Below are 25,090 nucleotides of genomic sequence, written 5' to 3'. Positions count from 1 at the left end.
ATGTCCCTTCTTCCTCCCATATCAGATACTATCCCATTCTATTTTCCCTAATTATTCTCTATTTTTTAACAAAATTCGCTTTAAATTTACAAAGTTCACTTTAAATTTACAAATACAAGGATATCACTAAATCTGACAAAATTGAACCTTTCTGACTAACAATTTAGATTTTCACACCCGGAATTTTCAAATCGGAATATATTAATTAATAAATAAAAAGGCGTTTTCATCTAAATAATTACTATTAATTGACCAAATATAAATAAACCTTGAACAGTAAATAACAAAACCAACTGTTCAAGGTTTACAGTATTTCAAATAATATTAATTCTATATTTATCGCAAAGCGCGACGTGGTAATTTATCGATATTCTCTAACATAATACCTGTACCAATAGCAACACATTGCATTGGGTTTTCAGCAATTAATACTGGTACTTTTAGTTCTTCTGCTAGAAGCATGTCGATACCGTGTAATAAAGCTCCACCGCCTGTTAGAATAACACCGCGGTCGATAATGTCCGCAGATAGTTCTGGTGGTGTGCGCTCTAGTACGCCTTTTGCAGCTTGTACAATGATAGCCGCGTCTTCTTTTAGTGCTTCTGTAATTTCTTCAGAGCATACTGTAATTGTACGTGGTAAGCCTGTTACCATGTCACGTCCGCGAATTTCAAGCTCTTCACTACGTGCACCTGGGAATACTGTACCAACTTTAATTTTAATATTTTCTGAAGTACGTTCTCCAATTAATAGCTTATACTTACGTTTAACGTAGTTTAAGATTTCCATATCAAACTTATCGCCAGCCATTTTGATAGAGGAAGAGGTAACAATATCACCCATAGAAAGTACGGCAATATCTGTTGTACCTCCACCAATATCAACAACCATGTTTCCGCTTGGCTGGAAGATTTCCATACCAGCACCAACTGCGGCTACTTTTGGTTCTTCTTCTAAAAATACTGTTTTACCACCTGAACGTTCAGCAGCCTCACGAATTGCTTTTTGTTCTACAGATGTGATATTTGTTGGACAGCAAATTAAAATGCGAGGTTTTGAAAAGAAGCTCTTCACGTCCAATTTGTTAATGAAATACTTTAACATTGCTTCTGTAATTTCGAAATCTGCGATTACACCATCTTTAAGCGGACGAATTGCTACAATATTACCAGGTGTACGTCCCACCATACTTCTTGCTTCTTCACCTACTGCTAATACTTTTCCACTATTACGATCAATTGCCACAACAGATGGCTCATTTAATACAATACCCTTACCTTTAACATGAATTAATACGTTAGCCGTACCTAGGTCAATTCCGATATCTCGCGCAAACATTCCCGTCTTTTCCTCCTCGATATTCAAAATCAGGTTGTACCCGAATTCTTTTACACCTAATTTCTGATTTTATCATAAATTTAACAGAAACGTAATATTCGCAAAAAGAATTCTTCTGAAAAATATTACCGAATTCGCAAGGAATGTTTGCTATTTTGGATTTATTGGCGCACAGGATTTTCTGTATCTTCTTTACGATACTTTTGCTTTGTTGCTTCTCCTCCTCTTAAATGACGAATAGACTTATGATAATCAAGAATTTCTTTCACTTCATTTGCGAGCTCTGGATTAATTTCTGGCAAACGTTCTGTTAAATCTTTATGGACTGTACTCTTTGATACCCCAAACTCCTTTGCAATTACACGCACTGTCTTTCTTGTCTCCACGATATACTTGCCAATCTTGATAGTTCTCTCTTTGATGTAATCGTGCACACCACTCGCCTCCCTAAATTGGATGTGAGAAGTGTGAAATGAGACTCGCTGCATACGACTATGAAGTAAATGTGAGTGCTGTTTGTAAGCGTTAAACATTCTTGGATTTATAATGAAATGATTCACGATTTCTCACCTCAAACACTCTCTTTGCATTGGTTTATACCATTGTATTGCCCGCACTACTGATATATGCTACATGTTCACTATTTTTGCGGACTAAGTGCAAAAAACTTTAATTTCAGAAAAAAACATTGTCTAAACAAAAAAGCCTATTAGAATTTAAATACAATTCTAATAGGCTTGAACTTTACTTACTTGAAACCTCATATTTACCTGAGACTATTTTCTCAAAGGTATCCATTTTAGTATCCGCTGAAATAGGCCAACGTTCAATCTCGAGTGGTTTACTGTTCTCTGTAGCATACCCTGGTGAACTAGTAAAAGCTAATGCTACTCCCAATTCATTTAATGCTTCTACCGAAGCTTTATTATATTTTCCAAATGGATAAGAGAAATAGTTTGTTTGCAATAATTTATTACTTTGCAAAATATCTTTTTTAACATCATCTTTAGCTGTTTTAATTAATGCTGGTGTATTATCAATTACTTTATTAAGATCGTGTGTATGACTTCCAAATTCAAATACATCTTTCATTTTTTCTAACTCAACTTTACTCAATGTTTGAATATTCTTAGGATCAAACTTTTGAACTTGCTCAGTCAGTTTAGATGATACTGCAAATGAAACGGCATGCATATTATATTTTTTTAAAATTGGATACGCATATACATAATTTGACTTTGATGAATTATCAAATGTAATTAACACACTTTTCTTAGGAAGTTTCTTTTTATTTTTTATAAACTGATTAAATTCTTCTAACGTAAGAGTATGATACTGATTATCTGCTAAATATTTCATTTGTTTTTCAAACATTTCCACCGCTACAGCAGTTGCCTTGTCTTTTAATACTGGATTTTCATTTTTATCTTTATCTTTTGTTAAATAATAATATTTCAGAACTGGTACTTTCTCCTGATTACTTGCCGCATTCATTTTATTAAAAATGAAAAATCCAATCCCAGCGACTAGCGCCACTGCTACCGCTATTAAAATAAATAATTTTTTAGAACCCTTGCTTTCTCTAGCTTCCATTAAATTTCCCCCTCAACCACAACAAAAAATACAGTATTTTAGATTCATACTGTATTCAAATATTGTTTTCTTATGTAAAAAAATCACAATTAGTATTATACGTCCTAGCTCTAAAAATTCCAATAGGTGTAATAAAGAAAAGACACTCCCTTTTGGAGTGTCACTCTTCTCTTTCATACTCTTCTTCTAACAATTGATGGTGGGGAACTTCTTTCTTACTGGCAATGTAATAGTATAAAGCGAATAAAACAAACAATAAAATAATAGCAATCGACAGAACAGATAAAAATGACACAGTATCCCCTCCCTTTTGTAATATATATTCGAGAATCTCGTCATTTTTCCTTGTTATTGCAACTTTTTTATCGAAATTGATTATTTTTATATAAGAATAAAAAAATCAGCTCTCCTAGTGAGAACTGATTTTTTCGCTTTCTTATTCTTGTGAAGAAGAATCGCTAGATGATTCTGTAGAACCATTCGTTGATTTTTCTTCTTTTTTAGCTTTGTCTTCTTGTTTACCGCTCGTCTCTTTATCACTAGTCGAACCGCTTGTTGATTTCTCTTCTTTTTGAGATTTCTCATCTTGTTTGCCGTTCGTCTCTTTATCACTAGTCGAACCACTTGTTGATTTCTCTTCTTTTTGAGACTTATCTTCTGTTTTACTTTCTGGTTTCGTGCTTGTTGACTTTTCTTCTTTTTGAGATTTGTCATCAGCTTTTTTACCAGAAGCATTTGTCGCCTTTGCAGCGCCTGCATCAGCTTTAATTTCTGCTACTGATTTATTTAAGTAACGCTCAGGGTTCACAGCCACATTGTCTTTACGTACTTCAAAGTGAACGTAAGAACCTGCCTCTTTATTCATTGCATTTAGACCTGATTTTCCTAACAATTCACCTTGCGCAACTCTTGCACCTTTTTCTACTTTCACACTGCCTAAGCTTTGATAAGATGCTGCTAAACCATTTCCACTATCTACTGTTACAACATAACCAAGAAGTGAATCTTTTTCAGCTTTCGTTACTGTACCACTTAAAGCAGCTGTAACATCAAATTCTTTTCCATTTTTCGCAGCAATGTCGATTCCTTTATTCGGGGAATATGTGTTGTTATAAAAGACAAGTGCTTTTTCTTGTTCCGCCTCTGACACTGCATCTTCATAGAATTTCTTCTGTACCACTACTTCTGCATTTGCTGCAGCTGGCATTTTCACTACTTCTGAAGATTTTGTTACCGGTACTGCTGGATCTTCCGTTTGTGTATACGGTGTTGCTTGGTCGTGGTTCGGAGCTTTCTTTGGATTAGCTCCCTGGAACCATAGCGCAACCATTAAGATTACTGCTGCACAAGCAATGTATAGTGCCGGAAACACCCATCTTTTTTGAAATAAATGTACTACTTTTTGCGACTTTTTACTATTTCTTCCTCGCATTCCATCATCACCTCAGCAATCATTTTGAACAATATTCACTCATCCTATACAACCTATAACTAATTACTTTTCGACAAATTCTGTAAAAATATGTATAAGAATTGGAGAATTTCCGAGGAAATGATGAAAAAAGAAAAAACTGAGCGTTTGAGCTCAGTTTTTAGTCCATTTGTTTCTTTTTATATACGATCAAACATGCAATAAGCGAAAGAATGAACCAAACTGTAATGTTCAACACATGACCACCCATACTACTAAAACTAGCTCCATCTACTAAACTGCTCATCGCTTTTGTAATATGAGATGTTGGAAGATATTCAATCATCGTCTTAATTGTTTTATTTTCGACAAATGGCTCAAATTGTACAGCTAAATACATCGTCATTAAAATAGGCATTCCGATTAATGATGTTTGCGGTACAGAAGATGCAAGTAATCCAATCATTGTTCCAATCGCGATAAATAAAATAATTCCACATAAGAATATCAATCCTACCAATGGAAGATTTATATTTAATTGATCTAAAATGAATAAATTCGCAACACAAATGACCATCGTCAGGCCCGCTGTTAATAAACTCTTTCCAAGAAGAACTTCAACAGAAGATGCTGGGGATAACATTAACACACGTAGTGTATGTTTTTCTTTTTCTTCTGCAATTACCATAGATTGAACAAAACCTGCGACAAACAGGAGGGACATTATAGTAGTAGTACCCAACACTTGCTTGCCCACTCCAAATTTGCTATATATAACCGAAAATATAAGTGGTAAAGATGCCATTAACAACACTTGTGAATTTGTTTTAAAATCTTGTACTTCTTTCCTAAAAATAGCTGATACACGTCTCATCGAAAATGTCATTATAGTCCCCTCCCAGTAACTTCAATAAAGATATCGCCTAGCGTTGGTTCGTGTGAATGAATAGATAACAATTCGCCTTTTTTCATCCATTCTGAAATGCGTTTTGCACCTAATTCATCTTTTTGCACTACTTCTTTTTTCTTATCTTTTAACACAACTTGTATTTGGTCTTTCGCATATTGCAAGCGAAGGTTTTCCGGTGTATCAAGCGCTACTATTTCTCCGCCGCACAGAAAGGCAATGCGGTTACAAAGCGTTTCTGCTTCGTCCATATTGTGCGTTGTTAAGAAGATCGTTGTTCCTTCTTTATTTAGGTCTTTTAAGATTTTATGAATATTTTGTACGTTTACTGGATCAAGTGCGGATGTTGGTTCGTCTAAGAAGAGGATATCTGGTTTATGAAGAATTGCTCTTGCTAATGTTACGCGCTGCTTCATTCCTTTTGATAATTTTTTCACTTGTGTTTTTTTATCATCCAATAAGTTCACTTGTGCTAGCACTTCATCAATTCGTTCTTTTTTACAATCGTATAAGTCACAAAATAATAGTAAGTTATCATAAATGCTAAGTCTTTCATATAAGCCGCTATTGTCTGTTAAAATACCGATTCGTTTGTAATCGATGCTACTTGGTCCTGTAATGTCTTTACCTAACACCCTTACAGTTCCAACGCTATGAAGCAACTGAGAAGTTAAAATTTTCACTGTTGTTGTTTTCCCAGATCCACTCGGTCCGAGGAACCCGAAGATTTCTCCTTGCTTCACCTCAATATTTACACTTCGAAGTGCTGTTTTTTCGTTGAAGCTTTTCATTACATCTTTCATTTCAATTGCCAATGTCATTTCGTCAGCCCCTTTGTTTTTCTTATATAGATGAAATTCGCTTTCGCAAGTTTCGATTTGTTTGTTTCGCTTTTCTTGACTCAATCATATGAAAAACAAAGGGTTTACGCAGTAAAATACCGGTAAAAGGAGTATTTTTACCGGTGAATGAATCGTATTTTGAGCTTATTGGCGCATTTTCATAGCCCAATTACACCTTTTAATTCCTCCATTCGTCCTTTTGAAAGCGGAATTGAACTTTTTCTTTCGTCATCCAAAATTAAACTAAAGCTATTACGAGTCCACGTAATCACTTCTCGCACTCTTTGTAAGTTAACGAGGTACGAGCGATGACATCTAAAAAATCCGAATCCTGTTAATCTCGTTTCTAGTTCACTTAATGTTAATGCACATACGAAATCACCTTCACGAACGTGAATATGTGTCACTCCGTTTTGTGTTTCAATGAAATGAATCTCCATCGGATCAAGTAAAATAATTTTATCGTTCACTTTCGCTGGAATTCTTTCCAGTTTCATTTGCGGAATCATTTGAACTACTTTTTCTTCATCTACTTCTTCAACTTCTTCTTGCACGATTTCTACTTTTTTTACACCGTCTCGATTTAATATGTATACATCTTCTGTCAGCGAAAGAGCATCCGATAAGAAAGAAGACGTAATAAAGATCGCCTTTCCTTGTTCTTTCATTTTCATAATCGCTTTTCGAATAATAATCGTACTCTCTGTATCTACATTTTGCTCTGGCTCTTCCAAAATAACTAAATCCGGATTATGAATCATAACTCGCCCAATATGAAGGCGACGTTTCTCTGAAAATGATAACTTTTCTATTTTAACGTTTAGCTTATCTAGCAGCCCGACGTATTGTACTACTTCTTCCATGCTCACATTTGACTCATACAGCCCTAATAAGAACTTGAAGTATTCCTTTACCTTCAAACGGTCATATGCTTCATCTTTCAAAAAACAAAAGCCAATACGTGAATAAACTTTCTTTCCAATTTGTTCTCCTTCAAATAACACACTGCCCGAAGAAGCCTCTTCTTCTCCGATAATAATGCGATGCAACACTTTAGCTGTATGATTATTGCATTGCAAAACAACACATTGCCCTTTTTCAACCTCCAGTTCAACTGCCGGTAACTGGTTCGTCTTCCCTAATTGTTTCAACTCCAATAACGCCATTCCGTCTCCTCCAAATGGTTTTCTCTCATTATACCAAACAATTAATGGAAGATTATGATATTTTATACAACACTATTTAAAATACACCAACAAAGAAGGCTACCCATCAGGATAGCCTTCTTTGTTATTTCTGCTCCACCATATAAGTCTTGAGCTGATCTCGAAGTGCTCTTTTAAAAAACTTCCCTACAAATATTTTCGGAAATTCTGCTTCCAGTAAAGCATAGAATTCTTCTCTTTCAACTGCTTGTCCCTCTTTTAATATGACGCAAGCAATAATAGGACGTTCTTGGCATTTTTCATGCGGCACCGCCTCCACTTTTAATTAAATCTCTCGTACGATCAGGGACTTTAATAAATCATTCCGAATCAACCGTAATAATATCTCCTGTATGGAGCCAATCGCCTTTCATTGATTCTTCTGTACGCTCATCATTATAATAGCTACCAGCGATCAATGGGCCCCTTAGACAACGTTCTCCCATCTCTTCGCCATCACACTTAATTTCACCATCTTGTCCAATCACCTTCATTTATTTTCTACAAATAATGAAAAAAGGAGCTAATTAAAATTAGCTCCTTTTGCGTTCTACTTTTTCACCATCAATTTTCCTTCGTACTCGTTCATTGTCTTTATTTCAACGCCTTTGTAATAATGAGCGACGATATCTGTATATTTCTTACCTTCCCCTGCCATACCATTCGCACCGTACTGGCTCATACCAACGCCGTGGCCGAAACCTTTCGTCTTAACGATGATGTTATCTCCTTCTTGTTTCCACGTAAAGTCTGAAGAGCGTAAATCTAACTTTTCACGAACTTGCTTTCCCGTTAATGTTTTCCCTTGAAATGCTACATCCTTTACACGCTTTCCTTCCGTAAGGTCCTTAATGTTTCCAACCTTTCCGTCTGCCAGCACCTTCACACCGAGGCGTTTTTGAAAATCAGCTACTGTGAATGTTTGTTCACTCGTAAATTTCGGAGAGGCTTGATCCCACGGACTATCTACACTTTTCAAATACGGATAATCATTCCCCCAATAATCAGCTGCATTTTCTGTTCGTCCGTTACTCGTTGAGAAGAAGGATGCTGAAATTGGTTTTCCATCATACGTTAAAACTTGTCCTGCGGTTTTTGAAACGGCTTCCTCAATTTTCTTTAAATTATTTTCGTAGTTATTACCCCATTGTTTCTTCAATTCCTCTTTGCTTTTGTACACTTGATCTTTCACCGTATCTGTCACGTCCGCATTGTCTTTCTTACCTCCGCTTAGCATACGCTGCACTACAAATGTTCTTGCTGCTAATGCCTGCGCCTTTAGCGCCTCTATTTCAAAGCTGGCATTCATCTCAGAAGCTACTACACCGGCCACATATTCCTCCATAGGTAATGTTTCTACCTTCTTCTGTCGATCACGGTATACAGCAACTTGAACCGCTGTATCCACTTTCCCTGGAGCTGGTATACTTTCTATCGCTGGAGGAGTTTTAGACGCTGCTTCTTCCCCTACTTTTGCTTTCGCAAACGGAATAACAAGAGCAGCAGGTATAATGATAACGAGCGCTATTAAGAGCGCTACTGTAATGAAAAGTGGCTTTGAAAATTTCATCCTATTCCCCCAATATAAAGTTGGATTCTTTTCATTCTTATGGAACTATGGGATCTTTTAGAACATACTTGGGGGTATCAGTATAAAGTGAAACTATAATCAGTGGGGGTTTTACTGACCGTTAGTGCGGGATAAACTGAAACTTTAATGAGGTGGAGTTTTGCTGACCGCAAATAACGAAGTAAAACATAAATTTTCTAAATATTTTTACTGAGACGTGCATAAGTATAGAATTTATTGACTATAACAGTAATAACCCAAAAAAAATAGCCTCTACGTCAAAAGACATAGAGACTACTTCAATTAAGCGTGAAGATCAGAAACTTCCTGTTCTTTCACTTCTTCTACTTTTTCGTTTACACGTTCAATAGTTGCACCTAATGCAGCTAATTTCTTATGGAAGTCTACATAACCGCGGTCAAGATGTTTTAACTCTGTTACACGAGTATAACCTTCTGATACTAAACCAGCTAAGATTAATGCTGCTGCAGCACGTAAATCAGTTGCGCCTACCTCAGCACCTTGCAAGCTACTTGGACCGTTCATAATTACAGAACGACCTTCGATTTTAATATCAGCATTCATACGACGGAATTCTTCAACGTGCATAAAGCGGTTTTCGAATACCGTTTCTGTAATCATACTTGTTCCATCAGCATGTAGTAATAATGCCATCATTTGTGATTGCATGTCTGTTGGGAAACCTGGATGAGGCATAGTTTTAATATCAACCGCTTTTAACTTATCTGGGCCGATAACACGTACACCTTCATTTTCCTCAATAATTTTAACACCCATTTCTTCCATTTTCGCTGTAATTGAGCGTAAATGTTCAGGTACAGCATTTTCAATTAAGATGTCTCCACCTGTAATTGCCGCTGCAACCATGAATGTTCCTGCTTCAATACGGTCAGGAATAATAGGGTGGTTTGCACCATATAATTTCTCAACGCCTTCAATACGAATCGTTCCAGTTCCAGCTCCGCGTACTTTCGCTCCCATCGCATTTAAGAAGTTAGCTAAGTCAACGATTTCTGGCTCTTTCGCTGCGTTTTCAAGGATTGTTGTCCCTTTTGCTAATGTAGCTGCAGACATAATGTTTTCTGTCGCGCCTACGCTTGGGAAGTCTAAATAAATTTTAGCTCCTTTTAGTTCTCCCTCTACGTGTGCCTCAACAAATCCGTTACCAACTTTTACTTTCGCTCCCATTGCTTCGAAGCCTTTTAAATGTTGGTCAATTGGACGTGAACCAATTGCACATCCACCAGGAAGTGCAATACGAGCACGACCGTTACGTGCTAATAATGGTCCCATTACTTGAACAGATGCACGCATCTTACGTACATACTCAAATGGTGCTTCAATGTTTAATTCTTTAGAAGAATCGATTGTTACTTGGTTATTTTCAAATACGACTTCAGCATTTAAATGACGTAATACCTCGTTAATTGTGTATACATCAGATAATACTGGTACTTCAGATAGTACATTCTTTCCGTCACTCGCTAATAGGGCTGCAGCGATTATAGGTAATACAGCATTTTTTGCGCCCTCAACACGCACTGTGCCGTTCAACCGCTTTCCGCCACGGACGATGATCTTTTCCAAATTATTCCCCTCCGTGTCCTTTTTTCAGTATCTATTCACTCAATACTCAGAAGTTATGATCGGTGTGCCAACCACAATTGTATCTTTGTTGTTTGTAGAACGTATTGCTATTTGCACATTTATTTTCTCTCTATTTGTTGAAAGAGCGTCATTCCACTTTTTATTATATGCGGAGACTGATACAAATGCTCTTTCTTCTATCTGTTCGATCGCTCTTGCTGAAAGGTCTTTCAAAACCTGATTGGTTTTATTTTGCAAAACACCTTTAATCTTATCATTCAGTACACCTTGAACACAAGTGTAAATTATAGGTTTTTCACTAAAAATTTTATCTATGTTCTGAACGTACTTCGGGTCCCATTTCGCCCCGCTCACTTCAAAAATAATAAAAGTGTTTTCTTTAGTATTTTCCTTACTCCAAGTTACTACTATTCGTTCTTCATGTGAAGAAGATTTTTTATAGGATGTAGCCTTATATCCATCTGGAGATTGTTCTAATTCCCAACTTTCGATGTTTGCCTCTTCCTTCACATCGTTTAACAGTTTTTGAAACGTATGTATATTAGAAATTGTTTTCGTTTCTCGCGCTAACCATGACCACCGCTCTACTTTTGCATCGTTCTTCTCTAAAGCTGCAATCATGCTCTCCATTTTCTGTTCATCGCTTATAGGTTTCATCTCTTTATATCCAACCAAAAATAAAACAACACTTACGATAACAATAAGAATGGCTTTAAACTTCAATTTCATCCCCTCCTATCCCCATTGTTAACGGAGATATAAGGTTCTATACACTTACTTTACTAAATACGTTAAACTCTTTGAATAGCCTAAATAATCAAGGAAAAAGTTACTTACAGATGTCCCAATTGTAATTGTAATTAGGATGAGTAATACTCTCGTTTGCATCACTTTACCAGACTTCATTAAGCGCTCAATGTGAATGCCTTGTAAGGCCCACCACGTAATGGTAATAAATAATAAATGTGAAACAATGGCAATCAGTGCTTGTTGCCCTAAAAGATGTGCCAAAAAATCGACCCCTTTTTTTTGCTTGGCTACTACTTACGCAAAATGTAAAAAACGATACCATAAATAAGTAGGAGCCACACTTTTTCACACGCAAATAAGCATCTTACATTTTACATCGTAATTTTCTGTTAAAAAACATATACCTATAGGTGTTTTCATTTGCTGTTACTCCAAAATAAAAAGCGCAGAGTACGGACTCTACACCTTTTATTTTTACTATTGTACCACGTTCCCTAAGAAGAAGAAATCTTTCATTAATGGAAAATATTCATAGAAGAAATTGTAACCAATCATCGGCATAATCCCTAGTATTACAATCGAAATTGCGCAAAGACTCATGACAATCTTTATATTTAACGGTAATTGAATTTTCTCGTCTGTCTCTCCCGTACGGAAAAACATTTGCTGTAATATCCGGAAGTAATATACGAATGAAATAACTGTTGTCCCCATCATAATAGAAGCTAATACGTAATGAGCAGGTTCAACATGAAGTGCCCCTAAAAAGATGTTAATTTTCCCGATGAAACCCGCCGTCCCTGGTATCCCGGCCAAAGATAAAATAAAAACAGTCATCACTATAGCTGTAAATGGTGATCGCTTATATAACCCTGTGAAAATCGTCATATTTTCCTTATCGTTTTGTAAGATTAACCCGTGGATTATGGCAAATGCCCCTATATTCATAAGCATATATGCCAGCATATAAAACCACATACTATCCATCGTAAATTGTGATAGCGCCACAAGAGGCACGAGCAAATACCCAGCATGCGCGATACCTGAATAAGCGAATAGACGTTTTACGTTGTATTGCTTTAATGCTACTACGTTCCCAACAATCATCGTAATACTAGCTATTACAGCAATGTATATACTCATACGCCCGTACAAAGATTGTGCGTCTCCTTGGATTGCCATGCCTGCAAACACCATAAGAAACAAACGCGTAATGAGTAGAAAACCAGCAATTTTAGAAATCGTTCCGAGAAAAGCAGTGACAGGTGTAGCCGCTCCCTCATACACATCCGGTGCCCACATATGAAATGGCACTGTTGCAATTTTGAACGAGAGTCCAACGAGCAAAAGTAGAAATGCGAGAGCTAACAATAACTGAATGCCCCCGGCCAATCCTTGCGTAAATGCCTGTTGCATTTCCACTATGTTGGTCGACCCTGTAATACCGTATAAATAACTCATTCCAAAGAGTGTAATTGCCGTTCCAATTCCTCCGTTAATAACATATTTCATTGCAGCCTCATTCGATGCACGGTTTCTTTTTCTGATTCCTACTAAAATATAGGAAGAAAGCGAAAGCAACTCTAAACCTACAAATAGTGTGATGAAATCAACACTAGAAGCCATGAACATCGCTCCAAGAAGCGCCATTAACATTAAATAATAATATTCTCCCTTATCTTGAATAGGCTCCTTCTTGTCATCGCTCATTGCCATACATAAGATGAGAGCTGCTCCGATTAATAACAACGTTTTAAATCCTTTTGAAAATCCATCTAACACAAACGATCCATTTAAAATATCTCCTGCCGGTTCGCTGTATAGCGTAATTAATGACACTATCGCTAACAGGACAGCGGCAATTGCACCAAGCGCTACGTACCTATGGTTCAGCTTAAAAAACAAATCACATATGGAAAGAAGGATGGCAGCCCCGAGAATAATGAATTCTGGTACCATGAAATGCCATGATAAGCTAAGTAATGTGTTCATATCCATCCTACTTCACCCCCAATGTTTTCAATGTAGTTTGAAGTGGATCCCCTAGTAGTTCTGGCATTACCCCAATTGTAATAATACAAACGATAAGCACTATAACAGGAACGTACTCCCATCCGTGTATATCAGATTTCGCTTCCCATTCTTTCTTACCAAATGTCACTTGAAGTGTCGCTCTTAATACGTATACAGCGGTTAAAATAATTCCAAGTACACCCGCGGCGGCGATAACCGGTTTCCCTTGGAATAAACCGAGAAAGGCAAGGAATTCGCTAACAAATCCAGACATCCCTGGCATTCCAAGCGATGCCATACCGCCCGCTAGGAAGAAACCGCTAAGCACAGGAACACTTTTTGCAAGTCCACCAAGTGCTGTAATATCCGAAGTCCCGAAACGCTCTTCAATAATGCCAAGTAAGAAGAAGAGCAAGGCCGCAATTAAACCGTGAGACACAACTTGGAACAGTGCCCCTTGTGTACCTGGTGCATTTAACGCCGCAAGACCCATTAATACAATGCCCATATGCGAAATACTAGAGTACGCAAGCACCTTTCTAAAGTCCGTTTGGATGAGTGCTAGAAAGGCCCCGTACAATAAATTAATGACTCCTAAAATCGCAATTAGCGTTGCAAACTCACGAAAATATTCTGGGAATAGCCCTTTCCCGAAGCGAATCATACCGTACGCGCCAATCTTCAGCAAAACTCCCGCATGAAGCATAACTACAGCAGGATGCGCTTCTATGTGTACATTGACCATCCAGCGATGCAAAGGGAAAACGGGAAGTTTAATCGCAAAGGCAATCATTATGGCAAGAAACAAGCCGAACTGTAAGCTACTTGAGACAGCCATTCCTCCCCCAGCAGCTACACCCGTTAATATTTCTTTAAGCTCCGCAATATTTGTCGTACCTGTTTTCGCAAATAAAACCGAGAAAACGATAAGTAAAATAGCTGATCCAATACCGTTATATATTAAATAACTATATGCAGCCTTTTCACTCGACAATTTCCCCCACTTACCAATTAATAAAAACATTGGCGGCAACGTAATTTCAAAGAAGATGAAGAACAGCATTAAATTTTGAGCAGCGAAGACACCGAGCATACCTATTTCTAGCATGAGTAACAGCATGTAGAATGCTTTCAAATTTCTTTTAATAGAAAATGCCGCAATAGCTGCAAGCATCGCTAGAAGGGCTGTGAGCACCATCATTACAAGCGATAAACCATCAATACCAAGCTCGTAATAAATTGAAAACCACCTTTTATCCACTGCTGTGAAATCCCCAAATTTAATCCATTTCACTTTTTCATCAAATATCGATAAACTCTTTCCTGAAGCGTATGTACAAGCGAGAACGATAGCAATTCCAACTGGAAGCGCCGTTCCGAATAAACCAAGCGCCTGCACTGTACGCGATTCTCGTTTCGGCGTTAATAAAAGCAAGAGAATTCCTAACAGCGGGGAAAAAATGAAGAACGTTAATAGCAATCCATTCACCGTAAATCCCCTCCCGTATATAACAAAATAATTAGGAGCACTGCGAGCGAAACTGCTGTTACAGTTCCATACACTTGTACATTCCCGTTTTGAAGCCTTGATCCGATGCCGCTCATACCTTTAACCAATCCAATAATTAAAACTGCGATTCCTTCTACAACGTATACTTCAAATAAGCGAAGCACATGAGCGATTCCTTTCGTAATAGGAAGCACCGTCACATTGTATAGTTCATCCACATAATATTTTTCTTTCAAAAGGTTATAAAGAGGCGTCCCTTCTCCGCCGGCCCAATCTCTAGAGATAGATTTCTTGCCATATATGAAATATGCGAGGGCAATTCCCGCAAATGAAACGAGCGTTGCAACAACCATAATCCAAACAGGTCCATGCACTTCCTTCACCTGGAATCCTAGATCTTTCGTGAGCCAATCCCCAAGAAACGTTCCGAACCACGGTGTATTTATATAGCCTGCCACTACCGCAAGAACACCAAGGACAATCATCGGATACGTCATGGTGCGAGGCGATTCATGTACCTCTTCCTTCGTCTTCGTTTCCCCTGTAAAGACAAGAAAGTATAAACGGAACATATAAAATGCTGTTAGAAATGCCGCAATTACTGCTAAAACGAATAGAAAGTAATTGCCATTCATCCAAGCCGCCGCTAAAATTTCATCTTTACTAAAAAATCCGGAAAGAAGAGGAACACCACTAATTGCAAGTGTACCGATTAAAAACAGCGCAGCGGTTACTTTCATTTTTTTCTGTAAACCGCCCATTTTATTAATGTTTTGCGTATGGACTGCATGAATTACACTTCCTGCTGCCAGAAACAATAATGCTTTAAAAAAGGCGTGTGTCGTTAAGTGAAAGATACCAGCTACATAACCAGCAGAGCCTAGCGCAAGCATCATATACCCGAGCTGACTAACTGTAGAATAAGCAAGAACCCTCTTAATATCAGTTTGCACTAGACCAATAGAGGCCGCAAAGATTGCGGTGAAAGCCCCAACGATTGCCACAGTTTGCATAGCTACCGCACTTGCTGAAAATAGCGGGAACATCGTCGCTACTAAATATACGCCGGCTGCAACCATCGTTGCCGCGTGAATAAGCGCCGAAACAGGCGTCGGTCCTTCCATTGCATCTGGCAACCATGTATGAAGCGGGAACTGACCCGATTTCCCCATCGCACCGATAAAAATTAATATCGCCGTTATTGTAATCATAGAGGGAGAGAGGTCGCCCGTATGAATCGCTTTAAAAATCGCGTCATACTCAAAACTACCTGCGTGCCAAAAAATTAAAATCATCCCAATAAATAGCCCAACATCCCCAATGCGCGTCATAATAAAAGCCTTTTTCGCAGCAGCCTTCGCTTCTTCTTTAAAGAAATAAAAACCGATAAGTAAAAACGAACCAAGGCCGACTAACTCCCAAAATATATAAAGCTGTAATAAATTCGTCGATATAACTAGCCCAAGCATCGCAAATGTAAAGAGCCCTAAATATGCATAAAAGGTCGGTAATCTGGCGTCACCTTTCATATAACCTTTTGAGTACACATGTACAAGAAAACTCACAAGCGTAACGATAAACAACATTAAAGCTCCTAATGCGGTAACTTCAAAACCAAATGATATATCTATATCTCCTACCCTAAGCCATACCCACTTATGCTTCACTGACCCTGATGAAAATCGTTCTATTAGTACCACTACCGCGGATATAAAGGAGAGAAAGGTAAAGAAAATACCTAGTACACTACTTCCCTCTCTAATTTTCTTCCCGAACACAATAAGTAACACAAACGAAACAAGCGGGAAAAGCGGTATGAGCCATGCATAATCGATCATTGTTTCCTTCCCCCTTTTCGGTCACAATGCTATCCTTTGAGCGTATCCATCTCATCTACATGAACTGTCGGGCGATTACGGTACAAAGCAATCAAAATTGCAAGCCCTACCGCTGCCTCCGCTGCCGCTACAGACATCGTAAACAGCGAGAAAATTTGCCCTGTTAAATTCGGAAACAAGCCTAATTTACTAAATGCCACTAAATTTAAATTGGCCGAGTTTAGCATCAATTCGATACAAACTAATACAATTACTGTATTTCGCTTTGTTAAAGCTCCAAATAAGCCAATGCAAAACAAAATAATCGCAAGTGTTAAATACGCAGAAGCTGGAACGCTACTCATGGGAATCCTCCTCTTTCTCATCCTTCTTCGCAAGGATAATCGCTCCTACAAGTGCTACAAGTAAAATAACTGAGGTTAACTCAAATGGAATAATATATTTTGAATAGAGAAGTGTACCGATTTGAAGTGTGTTGTTTTCATGGAGAGGTAAACTTCCTTGTGTGCTTTGATTTGAAAAATCGATACTATTAACAGCGAAATACATAACTGCTCCAAATGCTACAACTGCAAAGAAGATAATCCATTTTCGAAGAGTAAGGCGCGATTCATTTTCCGCGTTATGTTTCGTTAACATAATGCCAAAAATCATAATAATAGTGATCGCACCAGAGTAAAGTAAAATTTGTGCAACTCCGATAAATTCGGCTGATAAGAGAAAGTACACACCCGCAATGCTAAGGAATGTAAGCACAAGGGCCAGCATCATATGCATTACTTTCGTTAAATTCAGCATAAGAACGCCGCCGATAATCGCAGACAAGGATAATATAAAGAAAGCTACAAACTCGCCATTCATGCTTTATTCTCCTTCCTGACGTTCTCGTCGTTCTCGTCAAGCCACTGCAAATTTTTAAATAAATCATCACGTGAATACGCTGCGAGTTCAAAGTTATTTGTCATTACAATCGCCTCTGTCGGGCAAACTTCTGTACATAAATCGCAAAGAATACAAATTTCAAAATTAATATCGTACGTGTCGATAATTTTCCCTTTTTTCGTAGGGTCAGGATGTTTTTTTCCTGTTAATTGAATGCAATCTGTCGGACAAATGTTGGAACACTGATTACACACAATACATTTCTCTGGATAAAACTTTTGAATACCCCGAAAGCGGTCTGGTAATGGCAACGGTTGATTCGGATAATCATACGTCACCTTTTTCTTACTCAAATTACTAAGCGTATATTTTAACCCTTTAAATAGTCCCTTCATCTCTTACTGGCACCCCCTTTATAGATTAGAAGAATAGCTCCTTAATCAATGCCGTTAAGAAAATATTTGCAAGTGCGATTGGTAATAATACTTTCCAGCCAAACTCCATTAACTGGTCACCTCTTATACGCGGGAACGTAACGCGGAACCAAATCAATAGAAAGACCACACTGCTGAATTTCAAAGCAAACCATACGGCCCCTGGAATAAATCCAAGGAACATAACTGGATTCCATCCGCCTAAAAAGAGTACTGTAATTAAAGATGCCATCCCAAAGAAATATACATACTCTGAAAGCATGAAAAACGCCCAGCGAAACCCTGAGTATTCCGTATGATATCCTGAAACAAGTTCTGACTCCGCTTCTGGTAAATCAAACGGTGTCCTATTTAACTCTGCAACTGCCGCGATTAAGAAAATGACGAAACCGATTGGCTGTGCGAAAATGTACCATACCTTCTCCTGCGCCGCTACAATTTCATTCAAGTTAAGACTACCAGCTAACAAAACAACGCCAATTACACTCATCACAAGTGGAATCTCATAAGAAATCATTTGTGCCGCCGCACGCATCCCTCCTAAAAGGGAATATTTATTATTTGATGCCCATCCCCCAGTTACGACGCCGATCGTCGTAATCCCAGAAATAGCAATGTAATACAGTAATCCTACGCCAATATCTGCGAACTGAAATTTATCGGTAAACGGTATAACCGCAAGTACCATAAATGCTGGTGCGAATGCAATAACAGGTGCTAATATAAACAACGGTTTATCAGCAGCTTTCGGAATGCTATCTTCTTTTAATAATAGTTTCAAAACATCAGCTACCGTTTGTAATAAACCGAACCGGCCCCCGACTTGGTTTGGTCCAATCCGCCCTTGCATAAATCCCATCACTTTCCGTTCTGCCAAAATACCGTATGTAACAAAGCCAAGGACTGCAAATAATAGAAGTACCGCTAATCCGAAAAAAATGAAGAAATTCGTCCAGCTTGAAGGTGATTGTAAGAGCGTCTCAATCATTAGCCGTCAACCTCCCCAAGTACAATATCAACCCCGCCTAAAATCGTAATTAAATTGGCGATGTTTTCACCTTTCAATAACTTCGGTAAGATTTGCAAATTATAAAAAGACGGTCTGCGAAATTTCAAACGGTACGGCTCTTTCTTTCCATCACTAGCGATATAACAGCCAATCTCTCCCCGCGGTGACTCTATACGGACGAACGCTTCTCCTTTAGGTGCTTTAATAATTTTCGGCACTTTCGCCAGCACGGCTCCATCGTTTGGGAACTGCTGGGCTGCTTGCTCAATAATTTTTAATGACTCCTCAATTTCCTGCATCCGGCAAACGTAGCGGTCCCAAGCGTCTCCCGTGCTCCCAACAGGGATATCAAAATCAAAACGATCATAAATAGAATACGGCTCATCTTTACGAAGATCCCAGTTTACTCCCGTGCACCGCAAATTTGCGCCGCTTAAAGAATATGAAATCGCCTCTTCCGCGCTATATATACCAACGCCTTTTACACGATTCAAGAAAATTTCATTTCCGCTAACAAGGTCGTGATATCCTTCCAACTGCTCTCTCATATACGGAACAAACTCTTTCACCTTTTCAATCCAACCGTCCGGCGCATCCCACTTCACACCGCCGACTCTCATATAGTTGAAAGTAAGCCTTGCACCGCACAATTCATTTAATAAATTAATAATCATTTCTCGTTCACGAAACGCATATAGAAATGGACTAACCGCTCCTATATCAAGAAGGTTCGTTCCCCACCAAACGAGATGGCTCGCAACCCTTCCAAGCTCCATCGCAAGCACCCGTAAGTATTCAGCACGCTCTGGAATCTCAAGCCCCATCATCGTCTCTACAGCATGGCAAAGGACGTAATTATTTGTCATTGCTGATAAATAGTCCATTCGATCTGTATACGGGATAATTTGCGTATACTGCAAGCTCTCAGCGATCTTTTCAGTCCCGCGATGCAAATATCCGATAACCGGTGTAGCCTCTTTAATAATTTCCCCGTCAATCTTAATTACAAGCCGAAACACACCATGTGTACTCGGATGCTGCGGCCCTACATTTAAGAGCATCTCTTCCGTACGGATCACAAGCTACACCTCCACATCATACGGTTCGTAATCTTTCCTAAGCGGATACCCTACCCAATCATCCGGCATTAAAATGCGAGATAAATTAGGATGACCTTCAAATACAATACCGAGCAAATCATACGCTTCACGCTCCGGCCAATCTGCGCCTTTCCAAAGCGGCGTCACCGATTTTACTTGCGGCGCTTCCCTATCCAGCTTTACCTTCACTGCTACTGACTGTTTCTTTCCATATGAAAATAAATGAACGTATACTTCCATATGTGTCACAAAATCTGTCGCATGTAGCTCTGACATATAATCAAAAGCAAGTCCCTCATGGAATCGTAGCAATTCCATCACTTCATAATATTTCGAAGGCTCCGCCACAAGCGTTGGAACATCTTTTGAGAGCTTATTAATATAGGAATCTACTAATGCATATTCTCCTACCCTCTCCTTAACAACCTCCACATAGCGATTTAAATATGGTTGGTTAACTGATGGTTCTTCCTGCTGCGGTTCATCTTCTATCTTATTTACAGCTCCCTTTGCCCTTGCCGCTGCTGCGGCTTTCGCTTTCGCGGCTGCAATTGCCTTTGCTTTCTCATCTCCAGAATCCCCATCACCTTGTGAGGCTTTTTGCTTCGCTAATGCAGCCGCTTTTGCTTTGGCAGCTGCTACGGCCTTCGCTTTAACTTTTTCTTCGTCCGTTACTTCTTCTGAACCTTCTCGCTTCTGCTTCGCTAATGCCGCTGCTTTTGCTTTGGCGGCTGCTGCAGCTTTCGCCTTCGCTTTGACTTTTTCCTCTTCCGTTACTTCTTCTGAACCTTCTCGCTTTTGCTTCGCTAGTGCCGCGGCTTTCGCTTTTGCAGCTGCTGCAGCCTTCGCCTTCGCTTTAACTTTTTCTTCTTCCGTTACTTCTTCTGAGCCTTCTCGCTTCTGCTTCGCTAACGCCGCTGCTTTTGCTTTGGCGGCTGCTGCTGCAAGACGTTTCGCTTCTTCTACATTAATCTTCTTATCTTTTGGTAGCGCTTTCCCTTTTTCTCGATGTTCTCCTTCAAGTTTAGACATTTCCGCCTCATGTTTCGCAGCAAGACGTTTTCGCGCTTCCTCTTTCGCATGACGGGCTGCTTCTCTTTTCATGCTTTCTAAGTCTTTATTTGGATCACTCATTTATTCGTCACCTGCTTCCCGGTCCTTGCCTCGTAACGAATTTTTTCTTTTAATTTATTAATTCCATAAATTAAAGCTGCAGGGTTCGGAGGACATCCCGGAATATACACATCAACTGGTACAATTTGATCTACACCCTTCACAACAGCATATGAATTCACATACGGACCACCGGCTGTTGCACAAGATCCCATCGCAATTACCCACTTTGGTTCAGGCATTTGATCATATAAGCGCCGAACAATAGGTGCCATTTTCTTCGTTACCGTTCCTGACACAATCATGACATCCGATTGTCTTGGTGAAGTCCGAAAAAATGACCCAAATCGATCTAAATCGTAATGTGATGAACCTACTCCCATCATTTCAATCGCACAGCATGCCAGTCCAAATGTCATCGGCCATAAAGAGTTGCTCCGCGCCCACCCCTTCAACTGTTCCAATGTAGAAAAAAAGATATTTCTTTCTAATTCTGCTCGCTCCTGTGGATGTAATTCCTCAAAATTTATAACCATTGTAACACCTTCTTTTTCCAAGCATACGCTAATCCAACTAGCAACATCACAACAAAAATGAGCATTTCAATCAGTGCAAATAAACCAAGCTTGTCATATGCAACAGCCCATGGGTATAAAAATAAAGTTTCTACATCAAAGATGACGAACAATAAAGCGAAAATATAATAACGAGCATGAAACCGAATATTTGCATCATGAAAAGGCTCAATTCCACTCTCATACGTCGTCGCTTTCGCTGCGCTCGGTTTATTTGGACGCAGCATTTTCCCTAATGTAAGAGCCACTACCGGCAACAATATACCTAATAGCAAGAAAATCAAAACGATCATATAACTATTTTCATATACACTTGCCATTGTGAAACCCTCCCCCCTGAATTAAGAACAAGTTCACATAGTAAACAATATGTCTTACTTGCATTATTTATTATTTTTAAATTTTTCTAAATAATGCAACTATTTAATTCATTATAGCAAACTTCAAATTCCTATGTCGATATATTGGGAACAGAAACAACAATTAATACTTACTGAGCAAATCTATTTTTACAACTCCTTATAAATGTGTAAAATAAATATAGAAATTCTATATGTTTTTCAAGCAATCCTAAAAAACATAAACTACAAAAAGGTGGTTCTTATGTATATACAGTGGGTGATATAAATGAAAAAACAAACACATGTAAGTATTCTTATAAGCATTTCATTGTTGTATATAGCTATTCATTACGTATCAATGCACTTTTTATATGAGTACGCACTCCCATTTCAAATATTAACTGGAATAAGTACCATATTAATTGATATTACAATTTGTAGTTATATATTTTATTTTTCAAATATAAAACAAGGGTTAGCACGTTTGTTTTGGATAACATTAACTATCGGATCCTTCTCTTATTTTATCGGTGATATAGTAGTTGCTTATCAACGCTTAATTCTGCATGACTACTATACATTCGTTGATCCATCAGACTTTTTTTACTTATTATTTTTGATTAGCTTTGCATTTGCCTTTCTATATGAAATTATTTATGGCCGAGACTTATTGGAACAGCTTTTTACGATATGTGATATTTGTATTATTGTTACAGCTCAATTTACTTTAGGCTACTATTTGCTTATTGAAAGAACCATTCACATTTTTACAACATCATATATCGACATGTTTGTTCAACTCACGTATCCAATGGCTGATTTACTCTTTCTTTTAATAGGAATCAATCTTTTATTCCGACCATTATTCTTACTACCAAAACAAGTTGGCGCTCTTCTTGGCAGTGCTTTAATTTTGTATGCTACTACGGATGCTATTTATGCTTATATAAAATACTTCCAGCCTGAGCACTCTATGTTCACAGTTGCTCCATTCTATCAAGTAACCTTAGTATTGGTAGCAATCGCTTGTATACTTCACACAAAAGAGCCTGAAAAACAAGAACAAGTATTACTAACGCCTCAATTTGGTGAATCAATCCGATTATCATTACCGTATATTTCTGTCGTGATGCTTATTGTTTTTATATTGGTCGAAAATGTTTTTGCACCTATTGTAGTAATTGGGCTTATGGTAACTTTCTCCTTCGTTCTCATACGCCATACGTTAGTTCGCAGACAAAATAAAATATTATTGCTAGCACAAATGCAATTCAGCTTAGAACTCGAGAAACAAATCGAACTACGTACAGAAGATTTAGTAGAACAAAAAAATGAGTTATATCATAACCAACAAATGTTTAAATCTTTATACGAGCATCACCCAGATCCAATTTTTACATTAGATTTGTACGGTAATTTTCTCAATGTGAACAATGCTGGAACTACTTTACTCGGTTATCAAACGAATGAATTATTAAACCAACCATACTATTCACTTATGTATGAAGAAGATTTGGAAGAAATCATTAATGCCTTTCATCACGTGAAAAAGGGGAAATCTATTTCTTTAGAAATACGGGCATATCATAAAAATAGAGATATTTACTACTTGCATGTTACGACCGTTCCCATCTTTTTAAAGGAGCATATTTCTGGAGCATATTTAATGATTAAAGATATTACGGAAAGCAAACAACAACAAGAACAAATTAATTTCCTAGCATATCACGATACCTTAACTGAACTTGCAAATCGCCGTTCATTTCATCAGCAGTTAGAACAAGCAATTGCACGAGCAAAAATATCAAAAAGACCTTTTGCTGTTATGTTTCTAGACCTAGATCGCTTTAAAGTTATTAACGATACTCTCGGTCACCGGGTAGGAGATCTTCTTTTAATTGCTGTAGCAAAAAGACTAGAACGAATATCGACGTCAAATATGAAACTTGCTCGGTTAGCTGGGGATGAGTTCACAATTCTTATAGAAGATTATAAAGAAGATAGAGATGTACAAAAAATCGCTGATATGATTGTACTATCTATGAACGAACCATTCGAAATCGAAAATCAACATTTACGAATCTCACCGAGTATCGGGATTGCCATATACCCTGAAGCAGGCGAAGACCCACTGTCTATTTTACAACATGCCGATATGGCCATGTACGAAGCAAAAAATAAAGGGAAAAATCGTAGCTCTCTTTACACGAAAGAACTATATAAGAAAATGGAACGAAAAGCTCGAATCGAAAAAGATTTGCCACTCGCTTTAGTAAACAACGAATTTTATCTCGTCTATCAACCACAAATTGATACGACAACAAATAAAATTATCGGTGCTGAAGCATTAATACGTTGGAAACATCCACTATTAGGTGATATTTCGCCATGTGAGTTCATTCCAATTGTGGAAGAGACTCCGCAGGTCATCCCACTTGGACATTGGGTGCTACGAGAATCTTGTCGTCAACTAAAAATATGGCAAAGTTTTGGATATACAAACTTAAAAATGAGTGTCAATTTATCAGCGAAAGAATTTCAACAAAATCAATTAATCGAAAATATTTCACGAATACTAAGGGACGTTAAGATTGACCCGAAAGATGTAACACTTGAACTAACAGAACGAATTGCGATGATTGATGAAAAAGAAACATTATCGAGACTAAAGCAATTAAAAGAATATGGTATTCAAACGTCCATTGATGACTTCGGTACCGGTTACTCTTCTCTTGCTTATTTATCAATTTTCCCTATCGATACATTAAAAGTACCAAAAGAATTTACACAACTAGCCGATCATCGGCCTGAAGAAAGAGCCATCGTTTCCACTATCCTTTCTCTTGCAAATACTTTAAATCTCTCTGTCGTTGCTGAAGGAATTGAAACAGAAAAACAGCTTAAGTTTTTGCAAAAAAACAACTGTAAATACATGCAAGGTTACTATTTCAGTAAACCTCTAACAAGTAAACAGTTTATAAAATTCCTACAAAAAACACCCAGTATGAACCAATAGTTCACACTGGGTGT

At 38.0% G+C, this 25,090-nt stretch carries 24 protein-coding genes and 1 pseudogene; 1 reads left to right on the top strand and 24 read right to left on the bottom strand.

Annotated elements, in window-relative coordinates; all coding sequences use genetic code 11:
• Positions 1–336: 336 nt before the first annotated feature.
• The 24 genes and pseudogenes from FT637_RS13720 to nuoA form a co-directional block, all read right to left on the bottom strand.
• Positions 337–1,338, bottom strand: coding sequence for a rod shape-determining protein (locus FT637_RS13720; RefSeq protein ID WP_002089713.1), 1,002 nt, complete (start codon positions 1,336–1,338; stop codon positions 337–339).
• Between the two features lie 161 nt (positions 1,339–1,499).
• Entirely contained in the window at positions 1,500–1,772 is a 273-nt protein-coding gene (gene spoIIID, locus FT637_RS13715; protein ID WP_002089714.1) for a sporulation transcriptional regulator SpoIIID, read from the bottom strand.
• 310 nt (positions 1,773–2,082) lie between these two features.
• On the bottom strand, positions 2,083–2,931 hold the full coding sequence (locus FT637_RS13710; protein ID WP_193646778.1) for a polysaccharide deacetylase family protein: 849 nt from the start codon (positions 2,929–2,931) through the stop codon (positions 2,083–2,085).
• A 160-nt stretch (positions 2,932–3,091) separates the two neighbouring features.
• Positions 3,092–3,226: an ABC transporter ATP-binding protein gene (locus FT637_RS13705; protein ID WP_193646777.1), complete on the bottom strand. Its 135-nt coding sequence runs from the start codon at positions 3,224–3,226 to the stop codon at positions 3,092–3,094.
• A 141-nt stretch (positions 3,227–3,367) separates the two neighbouring features.
• Positions 3,368–4,363 (bottom strand): peptidoglycan DD-metalloendopeptidase family protein, encoded by a 996-nt coding sequence (locus tag FT637_RS13700; RefSeq protein WP_193646776.1) that lies wholly within the window; start codon positions 4,361–4,363, stop codon positions 3,368–3,370.
• A 160-nt stretch (positions 4,364–4,523) separates the two neighbouring features.
• Positions 4,524–5,228 (bottom strand): ABC transporter permease, encoded by a 705-nt coding sequence (locus FT637_RS13695; RefSeq protein ID WP_113770407.1) that lies wholly within the window; start codon positions 5,226–5,228, stop codon positions 4,524–4,526.
• On the bottom strand, positions 5,228–6,070 hold the full coding sequence (locus FT637_RS13690) for an ATP-binding cassette domain-containing protein (protein WP_193646775.1): 843 nt from the start codon (positions 6,068–6,070) through the stop codon (positions 5,228–5,230). Before FT637_RS13690 ends, FT637_RS13695 begins: the two co-directional genes overlap by 1 nt.
• Positions 6,071–6,249: 179 nt before the next feature.
• Complete coding sequence (locus tag FT637_RS13685; protein WP_193646774.1) at positions 6,250–7,257, bottom strand: LytTR family transcriptional regulator DNA-binding domain-containing protein; 1,008 nt, start codon at positions 7,255–7,257, stop codon at positions 6,250–6,252.
• A 124-nt stretch (positions 7,258–7,381) separates the two neighbouring features.
• Positions 7,382–7,790, bottom strand: a pseudogene (locus tag FT637_RS13680) (fatty-acid--CoA ligase); the annotation flags it as partial.
• Between the two features lie 56 nt (positions 7,791–7,846).
• Entirely contained in the window at positions 7,847–8,866 is a 1,020-nt protein-coding gene (spoIID, locus tag FT637_RS13675) for a stage II sporulation protein D (protein ID WP_193646773.1), read from the bottom strand.
• A gap of 303 nt (positions 8,867–9,169) precedes the next feature.
• Positions 9,170–10,474, bottom strand: a complete 1,305-nt coding sequence (gene murA, locus FT637_RS13670; RefSeq protein ID WP_193646772.1) for a UDP-N-acetylglucosamine 1-carboxyvinyltransferase — start codon at positions 10,472–10,474, stop codon at positions 9,170–9,172.
• A gap of 39 nt (positions 10,475–10,513) precedes the next feature.
• Positions 10,514–11,218, bottom strand: coding sequence for a YwmB family TATA-box binding protein (locus tag FT637_RS13665; RefSeq protein WP_193646771.1), 705 nt, complete (start codon positions 11,216–11,218; stop codon positions 10,514–10,516).
• A gap of 51 nt (positions 11,219–11,269) precedes the next feature.
• Complete coding sequence (locus FT637_RS13660; protein ID WP_002113021.1) at positions 11,270–11,506, bottom strand: DUF1146 family protein; 237 nt, start codon at positions 11,504–11,506, stop codon at positions 11,270–11,272.
• Between the two features lie 216 nt (positions 11,507–11,722).
• The gene (nuoN, locus tag FT637_RS13655) at positions 11,723–13,237 is read right to left on the bottom strand and encodes an NADH-quinone oxidoreductase subunit NuoN (protein WP_413773233.1); all 1,515 of its coding nucleotides are present in this window, start codon (positions 13,235–13,237) and stop codon (positions 11,723–11,725) included.
• Positions 13,238–13,244: 7 nt separating this feature from the next.
• Positions 13,245–14,747 (bottom strand): NADH-quinone oxidoreductase subunit M, encoded by a 1,503-nt coding sequence (locus tag FT637_RS13650; RefSeq protein WP_193646769.1) that lies wholly within the window; start codon positions 14,745–14,747, stop codon positions 13,245–13,247.
• Complete coding sequence (nuoL, locus tag FT637_RS13645; RefSeq protein WP_193646768.1) at positions 14,744–16,606, bottom strand: NADH-quinone oxidoreductase subunit L; 1,863 nt, start codon at positions 16,604–16,606, stop codon at positions 14,744–14,746. Before nuoL ends, FT637_RS13650 begins: the two co-directional genes overlap by 4 nt.
• A 29-nt stretch (positions 16,607–16,635) precedes the next feature.
• Entirely contained in the window at positions 16,636–16,950 is a 315-nt protein-coding gene (gene nuoK, locus FT637_RS13640; protein ID WP_193646767.1) for an NADH-quinone oxidoreductase subunit NuoK, read from the bottom strand.
• Positions 16,943–17,467: an NADH-quinone oxidoreductase subunit J gene (locus tag FT637_RS13635; protein WP_193646766.1), complete on the bottom strand. Its 525-nt coding sequence runs from the start codon at positions 17,465–17,467 to the stop codon at positions 16,943–16,945. Before FT637_RS13635 ends, nuoK begins: the two co-directional genes overlap by 8 nt.
• Positions 17,464–17,883: an NADH-quinone oxidoreductase subunit NuoI gene (gene nuoI, locus FT637_RS13630; protein WP_000677189.1), complete on the bottom strand. Its 420-nt coding sequence runs from the start codon at positions 17,881–17,883 to the stop codon at positions 17,464–17,466. Before nuoI ends, FT637_RS13635 begins: the two co-directional genes overlap by 4 nt.
• Positions 17,884–17,908: 25 nt before the next feature.
• Complete coding sequence (gene nuoH / locus FT637_RS13625; RefSeq protein WP_193646765.1) at positions 17,909–18,910, bottom strand: NADH-quinone oxidoreductase subunit NuoH; 1,002 nt, start codon at positions 18,908–18,910, stop codon at positions 17,909–17,911.
• Positions 18,910–20,010: an NADH-quinone oxidoreductase subunit NuoD gene (nuoD, locus tag FT637_RS13620; RefSeq protein ID WP_193646764.1), complete on the bottom strand. Its 1,101-nt coding sequence runs from the start codon at positions 20,008–20,010 to the stop codon at positions 18,910–18,912. The genes nuoH and nuoD overlap by 1 nt, the downstream gene beginning before the upstream one ends.
• A 3-nt stretch (positions 20,011–20,013) precedes the next feature.
• Positions 20,014–21,165 (bottom strand): NADH-quinone oxidoreductase subunit C, encoded by a 1,152-nt coding sequence (locus tag FT637_RS13615; RefSeq protein ID WP_193646763.1) that lies wholly within the window; start codon positions 21,163–21,165, stop codon positions 20,014–20,016.
• Positions 21,162–21,680 carry an NADH-quinone oxidoreductase subunit NuoB gene (gene nuoB / locus FT637_RS13610; protein ID WP_002089729.1) on the bottom strand — a complete coding sequence of 173 codons (519 nt, stop codon included), beginning with the start codon at positions 21,678–21,680 and terminating at the stop codon, positions 21,162–21,164. The genes FT637_RS13615 and nuoB overlap by 4 nt, the downstream gene beginning before the upstream one ends.
• Positions 21,671–22,039 (bottom strand): NADH-quinone oxidoreductase subunit NuoA, encoded by a 369-nt coding sequence (gene nuoA, locus FT637_RS13605; RefSeq protein WP_000179270.1) that lies wholly within the window; start codon positions 22,037–22,039, stop codon positions 21,671–21,673. Before nuoA ends, nuoB begins: the two co-directional genes overlap by 10 nt.
• Positions 22,040–22,346: 307 nt before the next feature.
• Between nuoA and FT637_RS13600 the strand changes: the two genes are divergently transcribed.
• Positions 22,347–25,076: a putative bifunctional diguanylate cyclase/phosphodiesterase gene (locus tag FT637_RS13600; protein WP_193646762.1), complete on the top strand. Its 2,730-nt coding sequence runs from the start codon at positions 22,347–22,349 to the stop codon at positions 25,074–25,076.
• Positions 25,077–25,090: the final 14 nt, after the last annotated feature.

Origin of the sequence: Bacillus cereus (assembly GCF_015071065.1) — a bacterium.
GTDB lineage: Bacteria > Bacillota > Bacilli > Bacillales > Bacillaceae_G > Bacillus_A > Bacillus_A cereus_BA.
The sequence above is the reverse complement of the archived record's forward strand: the minus strand, read 5'-3'. Positions and strand labels throughout refer to the sequence as shown.